Source organism: Rhodococcus sp. AH-ZY2, from assembly GCF_030916465.1.
GTDB classification, from domain to species: Bacteria; Actinomycetota; Actinomycetes; order Mycobacteriales; family Mycobacteriaceae; genus Rhodococcus; species Rhodococcus ruber.
Map to the genome: position 1 here is coordinate 1995148 of NZ_CP126458.1, position 18889 is coordinate 2014036.

At 69.1% G+C, this 18889-nt stretch carries 15 protein-coding genes; 12 read left to right on the plus strand and 3 right to left on the minus strand.

The window, feature by feature from the left end:
- The first annotated feature begins 62 nt into the window (after nucleotides 1–62).
- The 6 genes from QNA09_RS10380 (at nucleotide 63) to QNA09_RS10405 (ending at nucleotide 8644) form a co-directional block, all read left to right on the plus strand.
- Nucleotides 63–1472: a replication-associated recombination protein A gene (locus QNA09_RS10380; protein ID WP_010595172.1), complete on the plus strand. Its 1410-nt coding sequence runs from the start codon at nucleotides 63–65 to the stop codon at nucleotides 1470–1472.
- A gap of 74 nt (nucleotides 1473–1546) precedes the next feature.
- The gene (locus QNA09_RS10385) at nucleotides 1547–2647 is read left to right on the plus strand and encodes a cytochrome P450 (protein ID WP_172603565.1); all 1101 of its coding nucleotides are present in this window, start codon (nucleotides 1547–1549) and stop codon (nucleotides 2645–2647) included.
- A gap of 207 nt (nucleotides 2648–2854) precedes the next feature.
- On the plus strand, nucleotides 2855–5521 hold the full coding sequence (gene alaS, locus QNA09_RS10390) for an alanine--tRNA ligase (protein WP_119699755.1): 2667 nt from the start codon (nucleotides 2855–2857) through the stop codon (nucleotides 5519–5521).
- Nucleotides 5521–6045, plus strand: coding sequence for a Holliday junction resolvase RuvX (ruvX, locus tag QNA09_RS10395; protein WP_190242399.1), 525 nt, complete (start codon nucleotides 5521–5523; stop codon nucleotides 6043–6045). Before alaS ends, ruvX begins: the two co-directional genes overlap by 1 nt.
- Complete coding sequence (locus QNA09_RS10400) at nucleotides 6042–7805, plus strand: endolytic transglycosylase MltG (RefSeq protein WP_003935460.1); 1764 nt, start codon at nucleotides 6042–6044, stop codon at nucleotides 7803–7805. Before ruvX ends, QNA09_RS10400 begins: the two co-directional genes overlap by 4 nt.
- Nucleotides 7802–8644 carry a shikimate dehydrogenase gene (locus tag QNA09_RS10405; RefSeq protein ID WP_052033930.1) on the plus strand — a complete coding sequence of 281 codons (843 nt, stop codon included), beginning with the start codon at nucleotides 7802–7804 and terminating at the stop codon, nucleotides 8642–8644. Before QNA09_RS10400 ends, QNA09_RS10405 begins: the two co-directional genes overlap by 4 nt.
- A gap of 168 nt (nucleotides 8645–8812) precedes the next feature.
- Here the strand turns inward: QNA09_RS10405 and QNA09_RS10410 are convergent, their stop codons facing one another.
- Entirely contained in the window at nucleotides 8813–9205 is a 393-nt protein-coding gene (locus QNA09_RS10410) for a hypothetical protein (RefSeq protein ID WP_225222415.1), read from the minus strand.
- A gap of 364 nt (nucleotides 9206–9569) precedes the next feature.
- Here QNA09_RS10410 and QNA09_RS10415 point away from each other — a divergent pair, with 364 nt between their 5' ends.
- Both QNA09_RS10415 and QNA09_RS10420 read left to right on the plus strand, forming a co-directional pair.
- Entirely contained in the window at nucleotides 9570–10019 is a 450-nt protein-coding gene (locus QNA09_RS10415; RefSeq protein WP_029540091.1) for a DUF6325 family protein, read from the plus strand.
- Between the two features lie 56 nt (nucleotides 10020–10075).
- On the plus strand, nucleotides 10076–10378 hold the full coding sequence (locus tag QNA09_RS10420; RefSeq protein WP_003935456.1) for an SHOCT domain-containing protein: 303 nt from the start codon (nucleotides 10076–10078) through the stop codon (nucleotides 10376–10378).
- A gap of 148 nt (nucleotides 10379–10526) precedes the next feature.
- Here the strand turns inward: QNA09_RS10420 and QNA09_RS10425 are convergent, their stop codons facing one another.
- Together QNA09_RS10425 and ppk2 are read right to left on the minus strand one after the other, a co-directional pair.
- Nucleotides 10527–13325: a cation-transporting P-type ATPase gene (locus QNA09_RS10425; protein WP_010595163.1), complete on the minus strand. Its 2799-nt coding sequence runs from the start codon at nucleotides 13323–13325 to the stop codon at nucleotides 10527–10529.
- Nucleotides 13326–13368: 43 nt separating this feature from the next.
- Nucleotides 13369–14256, minus strand: coding sequence for a polyphosphate kinase 2 (ppk2, locus tag QNA09_RS10430; protein ID WP_010595162.1), 888 nt, complete (start codon nucleotides 14254–14256; stop codon nucleotides 13369–13371).
- A 102-nt stretch (nucleotides 14257–14358) separates the two neighbouring features.
- Between ppk2 and QNA09_RS10435 the strand changes: the two genes are divergently transcribed.
- The 4 genes from QNA09_RS10435 (at nucleotide 14359) to QNA09_RS10450 (ending at nucleotide 18879) form a co-directional block, all read left to right on the plus strand.
- Nucleotides 14359–15933: an MFS transporter gene (locus QNA09_RS10435; RefSeq protein WP_234420186.1), complete on the plus strand. Its 1575-nt coding sequence runs from the start codon at nucleotides 14359–14361 to the stop codon at nucleotides 15931–15933.
- A 389-nt stretch (nucleotides 15934–16322) separates the two neighbouring features.
- Nucleotides 16323–16739, plus strand: coding sequence for an SHOCT domain-containing protein (locus tag QNA09_RS10440; protein ID WP_003935451.1), 417 nt, complete (start codon nucleotides 16323–16325; stop codon nucleotides 16737–16739).
- A gap of 30 nt (nucleotides 16740–16769) precedes the next feature.
- Nucleotides 16770–17102, plus strand: coding sequence for a three-helix bundle dimerization domain-containing protein (locus tag QNA09_RS10445; protein WP_003935450.1), 333 nt, complete (start codon nucleotides 16770–16772; stop codon nucleotides 17100–17102).
- Nucleotides 17103–17133: 31 nt separating this feature from the next.
- Nucleotides 17134–18879: an alpha/beta-hydrolase family protein gene (locus tag QNA09_RS10450; protein WP_003935449.1), complete on the plus strand. Its 1746-nt coding sequence runs from the start codon at nucleotides 17134–17136 to the stop codon at nucleotides 18877–18879.
- Nucleotides 18880–18889: the final 10 nt, after the last annotated feature.

Sequence of the window (18889 nt, forward strand, 5' to 3'; positions counted from 1 at the left end):
ACGGTCGGTTCACGGTCCCGTCGGCCCGGACCGCCGTCGGGACGGGACGGTAGCTTCGTGGGGTGAGCACCTTCTTCGGAGCGGAGGAACCCACCGGCCCGGACGCCTTGTTCGAGGCCCCCCGCCCGGCCGAACCCGAACCCGACCCCGCGCAACCGGCGGCGCGTCCGCCCCGCGGCGGCGGACCGAACGCACCGCTCGCCGCCCGCATGCGCCCGGCCGACCTGAGCGAAGTCGTCGGCCAGCAGCACCTGCTCGCCCCCGGCGCGCCGCTGCGCCGCCTCGTCGAGGGCTCCGGCGCCGCGTCCGTCGTGCTCTACGGCCCGCCCGGGACCGGCAAGACCACCCTGGCCTCCCTCATCTCCGGCGCCACCGGTCGACGCTTCGAGGCACTGTCCGCGCTGTCGGCCGGCGTCAAGGACGTGCGGGCCGTGATCGACCTGGCCCGTCGCCGCCTGAGCGCCGGCGAGCAGACCGTGCTCTTCATCGACGAGGTGCACCGCTTCTCCAAGACCCAGCAGGACGCGCTGCTCGCCGCGGTGGAGAACCGGATCGTGCTGCTCGTGGCCGCCACCACCGAGAATCCGTCGTTCTCCGTCGTTGCTCCGCTGCTGTCCCGCTCCCTGGTGCTGCAGCTGCAACCGCTGGGCCCCGACGACATCCGGGCCCTGCTCGAGCGGGCCCGCACCGACGAACGCGGCCTCGGTGGAAGCGTGCAGATCACCGACGACGCGCTCGAGCACCTGGTGCGCCTCGCCGGTGGCGACGCACGCCGCGCGCTGACCGCCCTCGAGGCGGCCGCCGAGACCGCCCTCGACCGCGGCGGTACGGGCGCGACGATCGACCTGCCGACCGTCGAGTCGAGCATCGACAAGGCCGCGGTGCGCTATGACCGCGACGGCGACCAGCACTACGACGTCGCGAGCGCGTTCATCAAGTCGCTGCGCGGCTCCGACGTCGACGCCGCGCTGCACTACCTCGCGCGGATGATCGTCGCGGGGGAGGACCCGCGGTTCATCGCGCGGCGGCTGATGATCCAGGCCAGCGAGGAGGTCGGCATGGCCGATCCGACCGCGCTGCAGACGGCGACCGCGGCCGCGCAGGTCGTGCAGCTCGTCGGCATGCCCGAGGCCCAGCTCGCCCTGGCGCAGGCCACCATCCACATCGCCACCGCACCCAAGTCGGGTGCGGTCACCGCCGCGCTCGGCGCCGCGATCGCCGACGTCAAGGCCGGCCGGTCCGGGTCGGTGCCGGCGCATCTGCGCGACGGCCACTACGCAGGCGCCCAGAAGCTCGGCAACGCCGTCGGCTACCGCTACCCGCACGACCACCCCGACGGCGTGCTGGCACAGCAGTACGCGCCCGACGAACTCGTCGGCGTCGACTACTACACCCCGACCGGCCACGGCGCCGAGCGCGAGCTGGCACAGCGGGTGCCGAAACTCCGACGGATCGTGCGCGGCGCGCGTTAGCGTGATCCGGGCACCGAGGCGAGGAGGCGACCATCGACACGGCGCACGCGGAGTGGGATCCCCGCTCGGAGGCGGTGCAGGCGGATCAGGTCGCCGGGTACGACGCGATGCGGGCCCGCGGGCCGATCGCGTACGACGGTGACCGCAGCTGGACCGTTTTCGGACACGCCGAGGCCGTGCGGATCCTGGACGACCCCGCGACGTTCTCCAATGCCGTGTCCCGGCACCTGCAGATCCCCAACGGACTCGACGGGGAACGGCACCGCGCGTACCGCGCCGTCGTCGACCGCTATTTCACCGCCGAGCGGCTCGCCGCGTTCGAACCGGCCTGCCGCGCCGTCGCCGCCGAACTGGCCGCCGCACTGCCCCGCGGACGCGCGGTCGAGGTGATGTCCGTGCTGGCCGAGCCGTTCGCCGACAACGTCACGTGCGCGTTCATGGGCTGGCCCGATGCGCTGCGGGCGCCGCTGCGGGCGTGGGCGGAGAAGAATCGTCGCGCCACCCGCGCCGGGGACCGGACGGCGCTGTCGACGATCGCCGTCGAGTTCGACGGCCACATCCGCGCCCAGCTCGACGCCCGTCGCGGCGAGCCCGTCACCGATCCCACGGGCGAACTGCTGCACGAAACCGTGGACGGCCGGCCGCTGCGCGACGAGGAGATCGTCTCGATCGTGCGCAACTGGACCGTCGGCGAGCTGTCGACGATCGCCGCGAGCGTCGGCGTGGTCGCCGGCTTCCTGGCGAACCACCCCCAGGTGCAGGACCGGCTGCGGGCGGACCCGACGCTGCTCGTTGCCGCGAGCGACGAGATCCTGCGGATCGACCCGCCGTTCGTCGCCAGCCGCCGCCGGGTAACTGCCGAGCGCCGGGTCGCCGGTTGCCCGCTGCCCGTCGATGCGCGGGTACAGGTGCTGTGGGCGTCGGTGAACCGGGACGGGGCGGTCTTCGGTGACCCCGACGAGTTCCGGCTCGACCGCGACCCCGCCGACAACCTGGTCTACGGCCGGGGCGTGCACTACTGCCCGGGCGCCCCGCTGGCCCGGCTCGAGCTGAGGGTGCTGTTCGAGGAGTTGCTCGGCCGCACCGCGCGGATCATGCCGGCCGACGGGTGCGCCGCCGTGCGCGCCCGCTATCCGATCGGCGGATTCGCGAAGCTGCCGCTGCAGTTCGACTGAGCGCGTACCGCCGGGTGTCAGCCGGTCCGTCGACGGTCGCTGTGCCGCCTCGGGCCGCCGGTCGACAGGGCCGAACGATACTTCGCTCACGCCCGGCGGATGCTCACGGCGGCCGCCGACGTCGGCGCGATAGGCTGAACGATGGCCGATTCGCCGTGTCCGGACGGGCACGGTAGTCCACACCGTCAGACAAAGAGGACCATCGACGTGCAGACCCACGAGATCCGCAGGCGCTTTCTCGACCACTTCGTGAAGGCCGGCCACACCGAGGTGCCCAGCGCGTCGCTGATCCTGGCCGATCCGAACCTGCTGTTCGTCAACGCCGGCATGGTCCCGTTCGTGCCCTACTTCCTCGGCCAGCAGACCCCGCCGTTCAGCACCGCGACCTCGGTGCAGAAGTGCGTGCGCACCCTCGACATCGAGGAGGTGGGCATCACCACCCGGCACAACACGTTCTTCCAGATGGCCGGCAACTTCTCGTTCGGCGACTACTTCAAGGAAGAGGCGATCGGGCACGCGTGGTCGTTGCTGACCGGCTCCGTCGACGACGGCGGCTACGGCATCGATCCCGAGAAGCTCTGGGCGACGGTGTATCTGGACGACGACGAGGCGTACTCGATCTGGCACGACAAGATCGGCGTCCCCGCCGAGCGCATCCAGCGCCGCGGCATGAAGGACAACTACTGGTCCATGGGCATCCCCGGTCCCTGTGGCCCCTGCTCGGAGATCTTCTACGACCGCGGCCCCGAATACGGCGCCCCGGGCGGCCCCGAGGCCGACGAGGACCGCTACATCGAGATCTGGAACCTCGTGTTCATGCAGAACGAGCGCGGGGAGGGCGGGGCCAAGGAGGGCTACCCGATCCTCGGGCCACTGCCGAAGAAGAACATCGACACCGGCATGGGTGTCGAGCGAGTCGCGTTCCTGCTCCAGGGCGTCGAGAACGTCTACGAGACCGACCTGCTGCGCCCGGTCATCGACAAGGCCGCCGAGCTCACCGGCAGCGTCTACGGCGCCGACCACGCCTCGGACGTGCGCTTCCGGGTCATCGCCGACCACGCCCGCACCGCCGCGATGCTCATCGTCGACGGCGTCAACCCCGGCAACGACGGTCGCGGCTACGTCCTGCGCCGCCTGCTGCGCCGGATCGTGCGCTCCGCGCGTCTGCTCGGCGCCGACACGCCGACGATGGCCGAGTTCATGGCCGTCGTGCGCGACACCATGAGCCCGTCCTACCCGGAGCTGGCGACGGACTACTCGCGCATCGAGACCGTCGCCGTCGGTGAGGAGACCGCATTCCTCAAGACCCTGGGCACCGGCAGCAAGCTGTTCGAGGGCGCGGTCGAGTCCGCGAAGGCCCAGGGCAGGTCCGTTCTCGGCGGCACCGAAGCCTTCACCCTGCACGACACCTACGGGTTCCCCATCGACCTGACGCTGGAGATGGCCTCCGAGGCCGGCCTGACCGTCGACGAGGACGGCTTCCGTTCCCTCATGGCCGAGCAGCGTCAGCGCGCCAAGGACGACGCCCGTGCCCGCAAGCACGCCCACGCCGACCTGACCGTCTACAAGGAACTGCTCGACCGCGGCCCCACCGAGTTCACCGGCTTCACCGAACTGGTGACCGAGGCGACGGTGCTGGCCGTCATCACCGGCGGAGAACGGTTGCACGCGGCGCAGGCCGGCCAGAACGTCGAGCTGATCCTCGACCGCAGCCCCCTCTACGCCGAGGCCGGAGGTCAGATCGCCGACGTCGGCACCATCACTGCCGGCGGTCTGCGCATCAAGGTCGACGACGTCCAGAAGATCGCCAAGCAGCTGTGGGTGCACAAGGTGACCGTGCTCGAGGGTCAGGTCACCGAGGGCGACGCCGTCCTCGTGCAGGTCGACCCGTCCTGGCGCAAGGGCGCTACGCAGGGCCACTCGGGCACTCACCTGGTCCACGCCGCGCTGCGCGAAGTCCTCGGCCCCAACGCCGTGCAGGCCGGCTCGCTGAACAAGCCGGGCTACCTGCGGTTCGACTTCTCCTGGCCCGGAGCGCTCAGCGAGCAGCAGAAGGCCGACATCGAGGCTGTCACCAACGAGGCCGTCGCGGCGAACTACCCGGTCAACACCTTCGTCACGGACCTGGACAAGGCCAAGAAGATGGGTGCGATGGCGCTCTTCGGCGAGAACTACGGCGACGAGGTCCGCGTCGTAGAGATCGGCGGCCCGTTCTCGATGGAGCTGTGCGGCGGCACGCACGTCGAGCACTCCTCCCACGTCGGCACCGTCACTCTGCTCGGCGAGCAGTCCGTCGGCTCGGGCGTGCGCCGCGTCGAGGCATACGTCGGCCTGGACTCGTACCGGCACCTGGCCAAGGAACGGGCCCTGCTCGCCGGCCTGTCCTCGACCCTGAAGGTGCCCTCCGAGGAGGTGCCCGCGCGCGTCGAATCCCTGGTCGAGCGGTTGAAGGCGGCCGAGAAGGAACTCGAACGCACCCGCGCCGCCGCGGTGCTCGCTTCGGCCGGCACGTTCGCCGAGAAGGCGGAACGCACCGGCGATCTGCTCGTCGTCGCCGAGGCGGCCCCCGAGGGCGTGGCCGGCAACGACCTGCGCAGCCTCGCCTCCGACGTCCGCGGCCGGCTCGGCAGCGAGCCCGCCGTGGTGCTGCTCCTCGGTTCGGCCGACGGCAAGGTGCCGTTCGTCGTCGCCACCACCAAGGCCGCCCAGGCCAAGGGCATCAAGGCCGGCGACCTGGTCTCGAGCTTCGGGCCGGTCATCGGCGGCCGCGGCGGTGGCAAGCCCGACATGGCACAGGGATCCGGATCCGACCCCGCCGGTATCCCCGCGGCGTTGACCGCGTTCCGCGCCCGGCTCAGCGAGCTGGCCGGCTGATCGTGGCCGACTTCGCCGGTCCCGACCGTCCGGGTGTCGACGACCCCGGCCGCGGCCGCCGCATCGGCATCGACGTCGGAAGTGTCCGGATCGGTGTGGCCTCGTCCGATCCCGACGGGATCCTGGCCACCCCGGTCGAGACCGTGCCGCGCTCGAAGGAACGCGGGCCCGACGCGCCGGATATCCGGCGCATTGTGGACATCGTCACGGAGTACGAGGCCGTGGAGGTTATCGTCGGTCTGCCGCAGACCCTGCGCGGGGAGCCCGGCAAGGCCGCGAAACTGGCCCGTGACTTCGCGGGACGGTTGCGTCGGCGGATGACCGGGATTCCCGTGCGGATGGCCGACGAACGATTCACGACGGTCACTGCGGCGCGGGCCCTCCGCGAGAGCGGAGTCAGTGCGCGCGGTGCGCGGCCGGTGATCGACCAGGCCGCCGCCGTCGCCATCTTGCAGGGTTGGTTGGACGAGCGGAGTGCAGTGGTGAACGTGGCCGAGGACGGCAAGCCGGAGAACGGACGATGAGCCGGCACGGGAGGCCGGACGACGAGTCCACCGGGGCGGACCACGCCTCCGGGGACCGTCCCGGGTTCGGGCCCGCCCAGCAGGACGAGTGGTACCGGCCGCGGCACGGGACCGACGCTTCGCCGCCGCCCGCCGCCGGGGGCGGCCACCGCTACGAGCCTCCGACCCCTCCGGCCGGCGGGCACCCCTTCGACGACGCCCCCACCACCGAGCACGTCTACCGGCTCGACGAGTACGACCCCGGCACCCCGTCGCAGCCCGAGCTCCGCCCCTACGGCGGACACCCCGCCGACCACCCGGGTGCCGAAACCGAGGTCTTCGAGGCTCAGACCTACGAGCCCCAGGGATACGGGCCCAGCGACTACGATCCCCGCGACCGCGACGGATACGACCCTGCACCGGGCACCTACCGACACGACGACCACGAGCAGCCGCCCACCTACGACGAGTCGGGCTACGACCAGTTCGGGTACGCCGCAGTCGACGACGATCCGCGCGGCTACCCCGAGGTGTCCGCAGCGGGACGGGACTGGACCGACTCCGCCGATCGCGCCGCCCCCGAACCTGTCGGGATGTCCCCGGCCCGCCGGGCCCACGCCCACTCGGCCCGGGCCCGCCGCACACGCGGCCGGGTCGTGGGCGTGCTCGCCGTCGCGGCCGTGCTGGTTCTGCTCCTCGGCGGCGGATTCTTCGCCTACCAGAAGTTCACCGGCCCCGACCTGCCACCCGACTACACCGGTGCGGGCGGTCCCGCCGTCGTCGTGCAGGTGCACCCGGGTGACACCGCCGAGCAGATCGGCGCCGCCTTCAAGGAAGCGGACATCGTCGCCAGCTCCGACGCCTTCTACAATGCCGCCGTCCAGAACCCCGGGATGAACTCGCTGCAGCCGGGCTTCTACTCGATTGCCAGCCGGCTTCCCGCCCGCGAGGCTGTCGCCGCCCTGGTCGACCCCGCGAACCGGGTGGGGGCGCTGGTGATCTCCGAGGGCCGGCAGTTGCACGACATCCGCGACGTCAACACCGGCGCGGTACGCAAGGGGATCTACACCCTCATCGCGGAGGCCAGTTGCCTCGAACGCGACGGGCAACGCACGTGTCTGACCTACGAGGAACTCGACGCCGCGGGTGCGAGCACCGACCTCGCCGCGCTCGGTGTGCCGGAATGGGCGCGGGCCGCCGTCGCGAACGTGCCCGATCGCACTCGACAGCTCGAGGGACTCATCGCGGCCGGCCGCTGGGACTTCGATCCCACTGCCGGGGCCGCGGACATACTCCGGTACCTCGTCTCCACCAGCGCCGAGCGCTACGACGAGACGGGCATCACCCAGGCCGCGGCCAAGGTGGGGCTGACGCCGTACGAGATGCTCGTCTCTGCGTCCCTCGTGGAACGCGAGGCGCTGCCGGACGACTTCGCGAAGGTCGCCCGGGTGATCCTCAATCGCCTGAAGATCGGGCAGCCGTTGCAGTTCGACTCGACGGTCAACTACGCCCTCGACGAAACCGAGCTGGCGACGACCGATGCCGATCGGGCGCAGGTCACCCCCTGGAACACGTACGCGAGCCCGGGACTGCCCGCCACCCCGATCTCGTCGCCGAGCATCGAGGCGCTGCAGGCCGTGGAGAACCCGGAGACGGGGAACTGGACGTACTTCGTGACCATCGACGCTCAGGGCACGACCCTGTTCGCCGACAACTACGACGAACACCTGACGAATACGCAGCAGGCGCTGGACAGCGGAATCCTCGACAGTGGCAGATGACGACAGTGGCAGATGACATCGTGACCGGCGCCCGCAGGGCCGCGGTCCTCGGCAGCCCCATCGCGCATTCGAAGTCCCCGTTGCTGCACCTGGCTGCCTACCGGGCGCTGGGTCTGACGGACTGGACCTACGAACGCATCGAATGCACGGGCGAGCAGCTGCCGGCCCTCGTGTCCGGACTCGGGCCCGAGTGGGTCGGGGTGTCGGTGACGATGCCCGGCAAATTCGCGGCCCTCGAGTTCGCCACCGAGCGCACCGACCGGGCCGTGCTGATCGGCTCGGCGAACACCCTGGTGCGGACCGCGGACGGCTGGCGGGCCGACTGTACCGACGTCGACGGCGTCACCGGCGCGCTGCGCGCCGCCGGCGTCGGGGACCTGGCCGGCGCTTCGGCGGTGGTGGTCGGGGCCGGGGGGACCGCGCGGCCGGCCCTGGTGGGGCTCGCCGAGCTCGGGGTCACCTCGGTGACCGTCGTCGCCCGCAACGAGGTCCGGGCCGCCGAGACGTTCGACTGCGCCGAGGCGGTAGGTATGAAGCCGCGTTGGTTGCCGTTCGACGCCCCGGAACTCGCGGACGTGTGCGCGAGCGCGGGTGCGCTCGTGAGCACCGTGCCGGCGGCCGCGGCGGCGCCCTACGCGCAGCAGCTCGGCCGCGCACCGTTCGTCCTCGACGCGATCTACGACCCGTGGCCCACCCCGCTCGCCGAGGCCGCAACGGCGCACGGATCCGTCGTGGTGGGCGGCCTGCAGATGCTGCTGCATCAGGCATTCGGCCAGGTCGAGCAGTTCACCGGTCGTCCTGCACCGAAGGCGGAGATGGCCGCGGCCCTCGCCGGTTGACGACGCGGCGGGTTCGGCTCCGGCCGGCGACGGTCGTCGCAACCGGCGTGATCGATGGAGCGGGGGTCGATGCAGTACTGAGGAACGACTGCATCGACGCCACCCGCGCGACGCCGCGGATCGTGCGACGGGACGGATCGCCGTCGCACGACCCGGTGCCGGGCGCGGTCAGTAGTAGTCGGCTCGGGGGTTCCACGTCGAGATCGCCCAGATGACCACGACGTCCAAGGCGATGATCAGGATCGACCACCACGGGTAGTACGGCAACCACAGGAAATTCGCCAGAATGGACAGCGCGGCGATGATGATGGCCGCCACCCGTGCCCACGTCGCGCCGGTGATCAGCGCGATGCCGACGACGACGATCACGACACCCATGACGATGTGGATCCATCCCCAGGTCGTGAGATCGAACTTGAAAGTGTACTCCTGGCCCTGGACGATCACTTCGTCCTCGGCGACCGCCGCAATCCCCTGGAAGAACTGCAGGACTCCGATCGTGGCCATGATGACCGCGGCTCCGATCGACGTCCCCGCCGCGACGGCCTGTTTCGTGGACATGGGTTCCGGTTCGACATGCACGTTGTGTGACACGGTCGTCTCCCTCTCCGAACGGATCTGACGGGTCGAGTGTGCGCCGGGTTGCACAGGTCCAGCAGGGACTTTCGTCCCATTCTCGGTATCGGCGCGGTCACGCACCCCTCGCGCTCCTTCTTTCGGCGACGAGGCGGGAGCAATCCGGTTGCCTGCCCGAAGACAGCCTGCCCGAAAACCGGATGCGCGCAGACATGTGCGAGCTATCGTCGAACATGCAGTGGACCGGTTCTCCGTTCCCCGGTCGGCGTCGCCACCATGCGGGTGTGGCGCCGTGAAACCGCCCGAACTGCTGCCGAAGACCGATCCCGTCGCTGAAACGAGGCACCCGGTGACCGATTCCGACATCGACGAGATGGGTCCGGTCGACTATCTCGTCATCGAGTTCCCCGCCGACCGTCCGCCCGACGGGTCGGCGCTGCCCCTGCTGCGCGATCTCGTCGAGCGCGGCATCGTCCGAGTGCTGGACCTGGCGTTCGTCCAGAAGGATCCGGACGGCTCCGTCGCCGGGATCGACATCGCCGACGTCGGGCTCGAAGGCGAGGTCGATGTCACGCTGTTCGCGGAGGCCGCCTCCGGTCTGCTCGACGACACCGACTTCGCCGAAGCCGGCGCCGCACTCGAGCCGGGCTGTTCGGCGGCTGTGCTCGTGTACGAGAACACGTGGGCAGCACCCTTTGCTCGCGCTCTGCGCCGCAACGGCGCCCAGCTCGTCGCGTCGGGCCGGATTCCCGTGCAGAGCATCCTGTCGTCCCTGGATCGGATCGAGTCCGAAAGCTGAGAACAGACAGAGGGATTCGGCTACGTCGATCCTTCGAGTATGCAGAGGAGTGCGTCATGCCCGGACTGCTGCGGGGCGTCGCCCGCACGGCCGTGGTGGCGGGAACCGCCACCGCCGTCTCCAACCGTGTGTCCCGGCGACAGGGCCAGCGCTGGGCGGGGCAGGAGCAGGCGCGATACGAACGCTACGAGCAGTATCCGCCTGAACCCGCCCCGCCGCCCGCCGCCCCGGCCGCGCCCGTCGCCCAAGGAGGGACGGACCGGATCGCCGCATTGAAGGACCTCGCCGAGCTGAAGGCGCAGGGCGTGCTCACCGAGGCCGAGTTCGAAGCCGAGAAGGCCCGAATCCTGGCTTCCTGACCAGCCGACGGCACGCCCGACCGCGGTGAATCATCCTGCGGGCGGGCGTGTCCCGGCGCCTTCGGGCCCCACATGCTCGAAGTCTCGGTCATCCGCTTCCCGAGTCGTACGTGCGGCCGGATCGTAGGTGCGCGATCGTGATTCGCTGTCAGCGGTGATGGACACGCTGCGGTGCCACTGCGGCCGCGACGGGGATGGGGGCCGTCGGCGCCGAACGTCGGCGTCGCCGCAGTACCTTCTCGCCTTCGATGACGACCGGAACGAGGAGCGACCAACCCACGCAGGCGAGCCACTGGCCGCCGGTCAGTGAGGTGGTCATCAGCAGATCCTGGAGGAAGCCGGCCTCGACGGCGAACACTGTGACGACGACGGGGATGGACAGGATTCCGAGCGCCCTCAGGACCGGAGCGGTCATCCCCGAGTCCGGGTCTCGGCGCAGGGCGAGTCCGCTCAGGATGGAACCGAACGACAAGACCACGAATGCGGTCGTCATCGGGACGTTGGCCGCGGTGGGGCTCATCTCGCCGGGAGCGAGGAGCATCGCAGCGAGGGTGACGGCGAACTGCAGGATGCCATATGCCAGCCACTGCAGTAGCGCCGTGCGGTTCGCGATCGGCACCCCGGGGTCGCGGGGCGTCTTGGTCATCAGGTTCGGCGGTGGCGGGTCGAGCATGATGACCGCAACCGGAAAGAGGGTGATGAAGAAGTGCTGGAACAGCACCATCAGCGGCGTGAGCGCGACGCCGTCGTTGATGTCGAAGATGCTCGCGACGAGGAACAGCAGGACGAGTGAGAACAGCTTGGACATCTGGTAGCGGATGTAGGACACGATCTTGTCGTAGATGCTGCGTCCCAACCTGATCGCGGTGATCAACGTCCCGAAGTTGTCGTCCGTGAGCACCATCTTGCCGGCCTGCTTGGTGACCTCGCTGCCCGAGCCCATGGCCACCCCGATGTCGGCCTTCTTCAGGGCCGCGGCGTCGTTGACGGCATCGCCGGTCATGGCCACTACCGCGCCGCTCCGCTGCATGAGGTCGGCCAGCCGCAGCTTGTCCTGCGGAGTGACGCGGCCGAAGACGTGCAGGTTCGGCAACGCTGCCGTCAGTTCCTCGTCCGACATGGCGTGCAGTTCGGCCCCGCCGATCGCGCCCGGCCCGAGACCGAGTTCGGCACCGATCGCCGACGCTGTGATCGCGTGGTCGCCGGTGATCATGCGGACCTCGATGCCGGCCGCTCGCGCGGTGCGGACCGAGTCGACGGCCTCCGGGCGAAGCGGATCGATGATGCCGACCATCCCGACGAAGATGAGCTCACCGACGAACGACATCGGGTCGGCCTGCACCGCCTCTTCCCGACCGTCGAGCAGGCGGACCGCGAACGCCAGCACGCGCAACCCCTGCTCCGAGAGAGTTCGGTTGGCCGCGCCCAGGTCGTCGCGGACCTCCTCGATCGGTACCTCCCGACGGCCCGGCTGGTAGGCGCTGGTGCAGCGGGCGAGGACGACATCGGGTCCACCCTTGACGAGTTCCACGAATCGGGTGGTGCCGTCGACCGGTAGGTGGTGGAACGTCGCCATGAACTTGTAAGCGGAGTCGAACGGCACCTCCGCGACCCGCGGATACGTCCGCCGGGTCAGCGGAGCGTCGATCCCGATCTTCGCGGCGAGCACCACGAGCGCGGCCTCGGTGGGATCGCCGACGATGTCGCCGGTGTCGGAGACGGTGGCGTCGCTGTCCAGGCACAGGCCGTACGCGAGCAGGGTGAAGTCCGGAACCTCCAGGCCAGCAGCCTGGGCAATCCTCCCCGTCTTGTCGTAGCCCTCGCCGTCCACGGTGTACCAGCGGCCGTGGAAGTACAGGGACCGGACGGTCATCTGGTTCATGGTCAAGGTGCCGGTCTTGTCCGAGTTGATCGCGCTGGTGGCACCGAGTGTCTCGACGTCGGTGAGGTTCTTCACGACGGCCTTGGCGTCCGCCAGTTGACGAGCCCCGAAGGCGAGCATGGCCTGGACGAACGTGGGCAGACCGGTGGGGATGGCGGACACCCCCATGGAGATGCCCAGCAGCAGCAGCGTCGCCAGTTCCTGCCCCCGAACCAACCCGATGATCACGATGATCGCGACCGCAGCCCACGCAATGATCCCGAGAATCTTGGTCAGTGAGTCCAGCTCGCGCTGAAGCGGCGACTTGCTCGGTGCGACGGCCGACAGCATCGACGCGATCCGGCCCATCTCCGTGTGCATGCCGGTTTCCGTGACGATCATCGTGGCGGTGCCCCGGGTGACCGACGTGTTCTGGAAGACCATGTTGCTGCGGTCGCCGAGGGCGACATCGGTGGTGTCGAGCGTGTGGGGGTCCTTCGGGACGGGGGTACTTTCACCCGTCAGCGCCGCCTCCTGCGTCTCGAGGGTGGCCGTCGTGAGCAGCCGACCGTCGGCGGGCACGATGTCGCCGGCCTCCACTTGCACGATGTCGCCCGGGACGAGGTCGGTGGCGGCGAGCTGAACCAGGATGCCGTCACGGATCACGCGCGTCTGCGGGGTCTGCATCCTCGCGAGCGCATCGACGCTGGCACGAGCCTTCAGTTCCTGTTGCGTGCCCAGCACGATGTTGAGTCCGACGAGCACCACGACCACGATCGCCGTCGGTACCTCACCGATGACGATGCTGACGACGGCGACCGCGACCAGCATCAGGTTCATCGGATCTTCGAGCTGCCGAAGCGCGATCGCCCACATCGACGGTCCGGGCTCGGAGGCGATCTCGTTGAGGCCGTACCGGCGGCGGCGGGCACCGGCTTCTCCCGCGGTCAACCCCGAGTGCCGATCCGAGTTCAGCACCGCGACAACGGTATCCGGCTCCTGGACGTGCCAGGTGTTCCGCTCGGCCTGCACGTCGTCGGTGTCGGTGGGATGCCCCTGATCCGGGGGGTGTTCGGTGAGAGCCATGATCGCTTCTCCTCGCCGGAGACGACTCGTCGGAGACGACTCCTCAGAAGGGCGTGGGGATCCAGTGCAGTTGCTGCCTGGGCGTCCGGTATCCGTGCGGACCCCGACGCTCCGGCAGGGTGATGTCGCGGTGTTCGAGCGGTTCGTAGGGAATCTGGCTCAGCAGGTGGCTGACGACATTGAGCCGGCCGCGCTTCTTGTCGTCGTTGTCGGCGACATACCAGGGTGCCCAGCCGGTGTCGGTGTAGCGGAACATCTCGTCGCGTGCCCGCGAATAGTCGTACCACCGGCTGTACGACTGTAGATCGAGGTCCGAGAGTTTCCAGATCCTGCGCGGATCGTCGATCCGGCGTTGCAGCCGCACCGTCTGCTGTTCCTGACTCACCTCGAGCCAGTACTTGAGCAGAACGATGCCCGAGTCGACGATCGCCCGTTCGACCGCGGGCGTCATCTCGAGGAAGTGCCGCGCTTCCTCGTCGGTACAGAACCCCATCACCCGTTCGACTCCCGCGCGGTTGTACCAACTGCGGTCGAAGATCACCACCTCGCCACCGGCCGGCAGATGCGGAAGGTACCGCTGCACGTACATCTGGCTCTTCTCGCGCTCGGTCGGCGCGGGCAGGGCGACCACGCGGAACACACGCGGGCTGACGCGTTCGGTGATCGCCTTGATGACGCCGCCCTTTCCGGCGGTGTCGCGGCCCTCGAACAGAATGCAGACTTTCGCGCCGGAGGATCTGACCCATTCCTGCATGGCGACGAGTTCACCCTGGAGCGGTTTGAGACGTCGTAGATACTCCTTGTTCTTCATCGGCTTCTTCGCCGGCGTTCCCGGTTCCGCAGCGGGCGAACGGAGCTCCCCGGCTTCGTCAACGCGCTTCCGGCCGTGGCCGCCCTTCGGTGCCTTCTTCCGGGCCGATTTGGAACCCATGACCGACTCTCCCGATGTGTGGACTGGAGGCGAGGGGCCTCATCGAACGGCCGGCACTTCCGGAGCGATCGCCGGAAGGTGCATGGAAGCGATTTTCCATCAGTGCCGAGAAATCCGCCGGATTTCGACCATTTCGCCGGCTCGATCGGGGCGACGCAACGGCGGCGGTGGACGCTCGAAATTGCCACCTTGGGTTCTTCGAATGCCCCAGAATGTCACTGGCCACGTTGTGCACGAGTCAGTGCATCTCTTTGTCGAGCGGAAGGGCTCGCCATGCCGGACAGTCTCGACTCTCCGCGCCCGTCCTCGACCCTGCGGCGGATGCTCGTGCCGCTCGCTCTGGCACAGTTCATCTGCAGCTTCGCCGGGTCGAACATGAACGTGATGATCAACGACATCAGTGCGGATCTCGGGACGACCGTGCAGGGTGTGCAGACCGCGATCACCGTGTTCCTGCTGGTGATGGCCGCGTTCATGATCCCCGGAGGCAAGCTGACCGACCGGTGGGGGCGTAAGCGGTGCTTTGTGCTCGGTCTCGTTCTGTACGGCATCGGAGCATTGATCAGCGCGGTCTCGCCCAACCTCGGGGTACTGATCATCGGCAACTCGATCCTCGAAGGGGTGGGCACCGCGCTGCTGATTCCGCCGGTGTACATCCTCACCACGATGCTCTTCAGTGATCTGACCTCTCGAGCGCGGGCATTCGGTGTCATCACCGGGATGGGCGGCATCGGAGCGGCAGCAGGTCCGCTGATCGGTGGTGTCATCACCACCGGCATCGACTGGCGCGCGGCCTTCGTGTTCCAGGCGCTGATCATCGGAGCCATCCTCGTGCTCAGCCGGGGGATCGTGGACCCGGTGCCTCCCGACCCGGCGCGACCGTTCGACGCCGTCGGCGCCCTCCTTTCCGCCGCCGGCCTGGTCTGTCTCGTGATGGGGATCCTGCAGGCAGACACCGATGTCGTCCTGATGGCGATCCTGGTCGTGGTGGGAGCGCTGTTCATCATGGGGTTCCTGCTGTACGTGCGGGCCCGTGAACGGGCCGGCAAGGAGCCACTGCTGTCGCTGTCACTGTTCCGCAACCGCACCTCGAACCTCGCGCTGGTGACGCAGAACATCCAGTGGCTGCTGCTGATGGGGATCGCGTTCGTCGTTTCCGCCTTCCTGCAGGTCGTCCGGGGATACAACGCGATCGAGACCGGCGTGATCTTCACCGCGGCCACCGCCGGCATCCTCGGTGCCTCGCTCGTGGCGGAGCGGCTGACGGCGAAGTACCCGCAGCGCACGCTGATCACAGCCGGGTTCGTCACCACCCTCGCGGGTGTCGGTGTCCTTCTCCTGCTCGTGCGGGCTTGGACGAGTGCATGGGCATTCACGCCAGGGCTGCTGCTCATCGGCATCGGACTCGGGACGATGCTGACGCCGTCGGTCAACGTGGTGCAGTCCGCATTCGCGGAGGAGCGTCAAGGCGAGATCTCGGGGTTGTCGCGGTGCGTCTCCAATCTCGGATCGTCGCTGGGTACGGCTGTGGCGGGTACCGTCCTGGTCGCCGGGTTGACCTCGCCCGACCGCGCGTACGCGCTGGCCATGACAGTGCTGGCCGTCCTCGGTCTGATCGGGTTGGTGGCGGCGCTGCTTCTCCCCGGCACACCCGATCGAACTCCGGCACCACGTTGACGGTTTCGGGGGCTTTGCGTATATGGGCGGCGTACGATATGTACGGTCGTCCCGCAAAAGGGGCCACATGGATGCGAGATGAGCATGCCGGGTGCTGGTGCCGACGCTGTCACGGTCGATCGGCTTACCACCGATTTCGGTGGCGATGTACCACCCGCGGTCCTCGAGGCCGCGGTGGTGGTGGGCGTCGGTAATTCGAGCGGGGTTCCGGAGTCGGATCTGCCGGAACCCGGGGGACGGTTCCTCCGTCGGGGTCCGCTGAACTCGGTCGAGTCGCGGACGACGGCGGTACCGTAGCGCGCCGGGATCGCCGTAGCAGGATCCGAGAATTTCATTCCGGCCGGATTCGAGTTGATCACCTTGCCGGTCCGATCGAGGAGGCTGACCTGATGGATTCCTTCTGGGATTACGTGTGGTACACGGTCGTCGTATTCGCCTTCGTGGCGTATCTGATCGTGCTGTTCCAGATTCTCGTCGACCTGTTCCGCGATCACACCGTATCCGGCTTCGCCAAGGCGGTGTGGGTGGTCGTGCTGGTGCTCTTCCCGTACATCAGCGCACTGGTCTACCTGATCGTCCGAGGCCGGGGGATGGCGCTACGGGCGCAGCAGGCACAGGCAGAAGCCAAGCAGGCCACCGACGAGTACATCCGGAACGTCGCGGCCGGCAAGTCCCCGGCCGAGCAGATCGCCGACGCCAAGGCGCTACTCGACTCGGGTGCGATCACGGCCGCCGAGTTCGAGCACCTCAAAGCTCAGGCGCTGGGACGGGGTACCGCTGGTCGTGACGGCGTCCCCGTCGGCTGAGTCGGCCGGTGCACGCGGAAGGAGTGCGACATGGTCTACAGTGCCCTCGACCCGAGGAGCGATGTCCGTCCCGCGTCGGCGCGGTCGGCTCCGCAGCCGGCCACCAGCGACCTGAGGCGGGTCCGCACCCGGGACGTGCCCCCACCGGGCGGGGACGAAGCCGTGCAGCTCGAGCTGATCGTCACTCGCCTCGCCGTGCGCTTTCCGTCGATGTCGCGCGGCGACATCGAGGTCGTGGTGCGGACCGTCGAGAAGCGGTTCGCCGACGCGAAGGTCCGGGACTTCCTGTCCCTGTTGATCGAGAAGGCAGCCCGCCGCGAGATCGATGAGGGCACAGCGTCGTCTCGGATCGAACTCGCGTAGGCGGACGGCGATGACAGCGCACGGACCCAGGGTGGAGGACGAACCGGCGGCGAGCACGCCCGGGAAGCAGAACAGCGGAGTCCGTGCTGCCGGCACCGAGCCCCAGGACGCGCCGAGTGCGGACGACACGGATCGCGAGACCGGGCGCCGCCGGAGGTTGCTGTTCGTCACCCTTCCGGGGTGCTGGGGCGCACTGCTCTTCGCGTGCCTGTCGTTCACGCCGTCGCTGCTGCCTCGAGGAGGCCTGCTCCAGGGCGTGATCTGCGGCATCACCGCCGCGATCGGCTACGGGCTGGGAGTATTCGCGGCGTACGTGTGGCGCGCCTTCGCCGATCGCGGTCCCCGGCGCCCGCGGCGCGGCTCCTGGTACGTCTTCCTCGCCGCGGCGACGGTGCTGTTCGTCGGCTCCTTCGCCGCCGGACAATACTGGCAGCACCAGATCCGCACGTTGATGGGAGTCACCGAGTACAACGTCGCGCTCGTCGTCCTCTCGCCGTTCGTGGCAGTGCTCGTCTTCGGTCTCCTGCTCGCGATCGGACGTGGCGTGCGGGGCGCGTACCGGTGGCTGACCACTCTGCTCGACAGATGGATCGGGCATCGCGCGGCGAGGGTGCTCGGGTGGATCGCGGTCGCCTGGCTGGTCTACGCGGTCGTCTCGGGTGTGCTGCTCGGTGGCCTCGTCAACGTCGCCAACTCCGCATTCTCTCTGCGCGACACCACGACTCCCGAGGGCGTGCAGCAACCCGAGACGAGCCTGCGATCGGGTGGACCGGGTTCGGTGGTGCCGTGGGACTCGTTGGGGTACCAGGGGCGCACCTTCATCGGCTCGGGCCCCACCACCGAGGAGATCGCACAGTTCGTCGGCCGCCCGGCTGTGGAGCCGATTCGGACGTATGCCGGTCTGGCGTCGGCGGACGACTCCGAGGCTCGGGCAGCGGCGGCGGTCCAGGATCTGGAGCGTGCCGGAGGCTTCGAGCGGGCGAATCTGCTCGTGGTCACGACCACGGGGAGCGGGTGGGTGGACCCGGCGCTGGTGGATTCGTTCGAGTACCTCACCGGGGGCGACGCGGCGACCGTGACGGTCCAGTATTCGTACCTGCCGTCGTGGATCTCCTATCTGGTGGACCAATCGAAGGCTCGGCAGGCCGGTCGCGATCTGTTCGACGCGGTGTACGACGTGTGGTCGAAGCTGCCCCAGGACGCCCGTCCCCGACTGTTCGTCGCCGGAGAGAGTCTCGGCTCGTTCGGCGGCGAGACCGCCTTCAGCGGCGAATACGATCTGCGTAACCGCACCTCGGGAACCGTGTTCGCCGGGCCCCCCAACTTCAACACGCTGTTCCGGGAATTCAGCGACCGGCGTGAACCCGGCAGTCCGGAGGTCGAACCGGTCTACAAGGACGGGCGCACCGTGCGGTTCACCAACGATCCGCAGGGCGGCATTCCTCCCGCGGATCGTCCGTGGGACGGCAGCCGGGTGCTGTACCTGATGCATCCGTCCGATCCCATCGTGTGGTGGAGCCCGAATCTGATTCTCCGCGAACCGGACTGGATCGGGGAGGCACCCGGCCGGGACGTGCTCGAGGACATGGTCTGGATTCCGTTCGTCACGTTCTGGCAGGTCACCGCCGATCTGCCGTTCTCCACCGGAGTGCCCGGCGGCCACGGCCACAAATACACCGGCGAGTACGTCGACGGCTTGAACACGGTCGTGCAACCGGTGGGGATCACCACCGAGCAACTCGCCACCCTCCGGGACATCATCGACGCGGGGGAGTAGGGCACCGGTC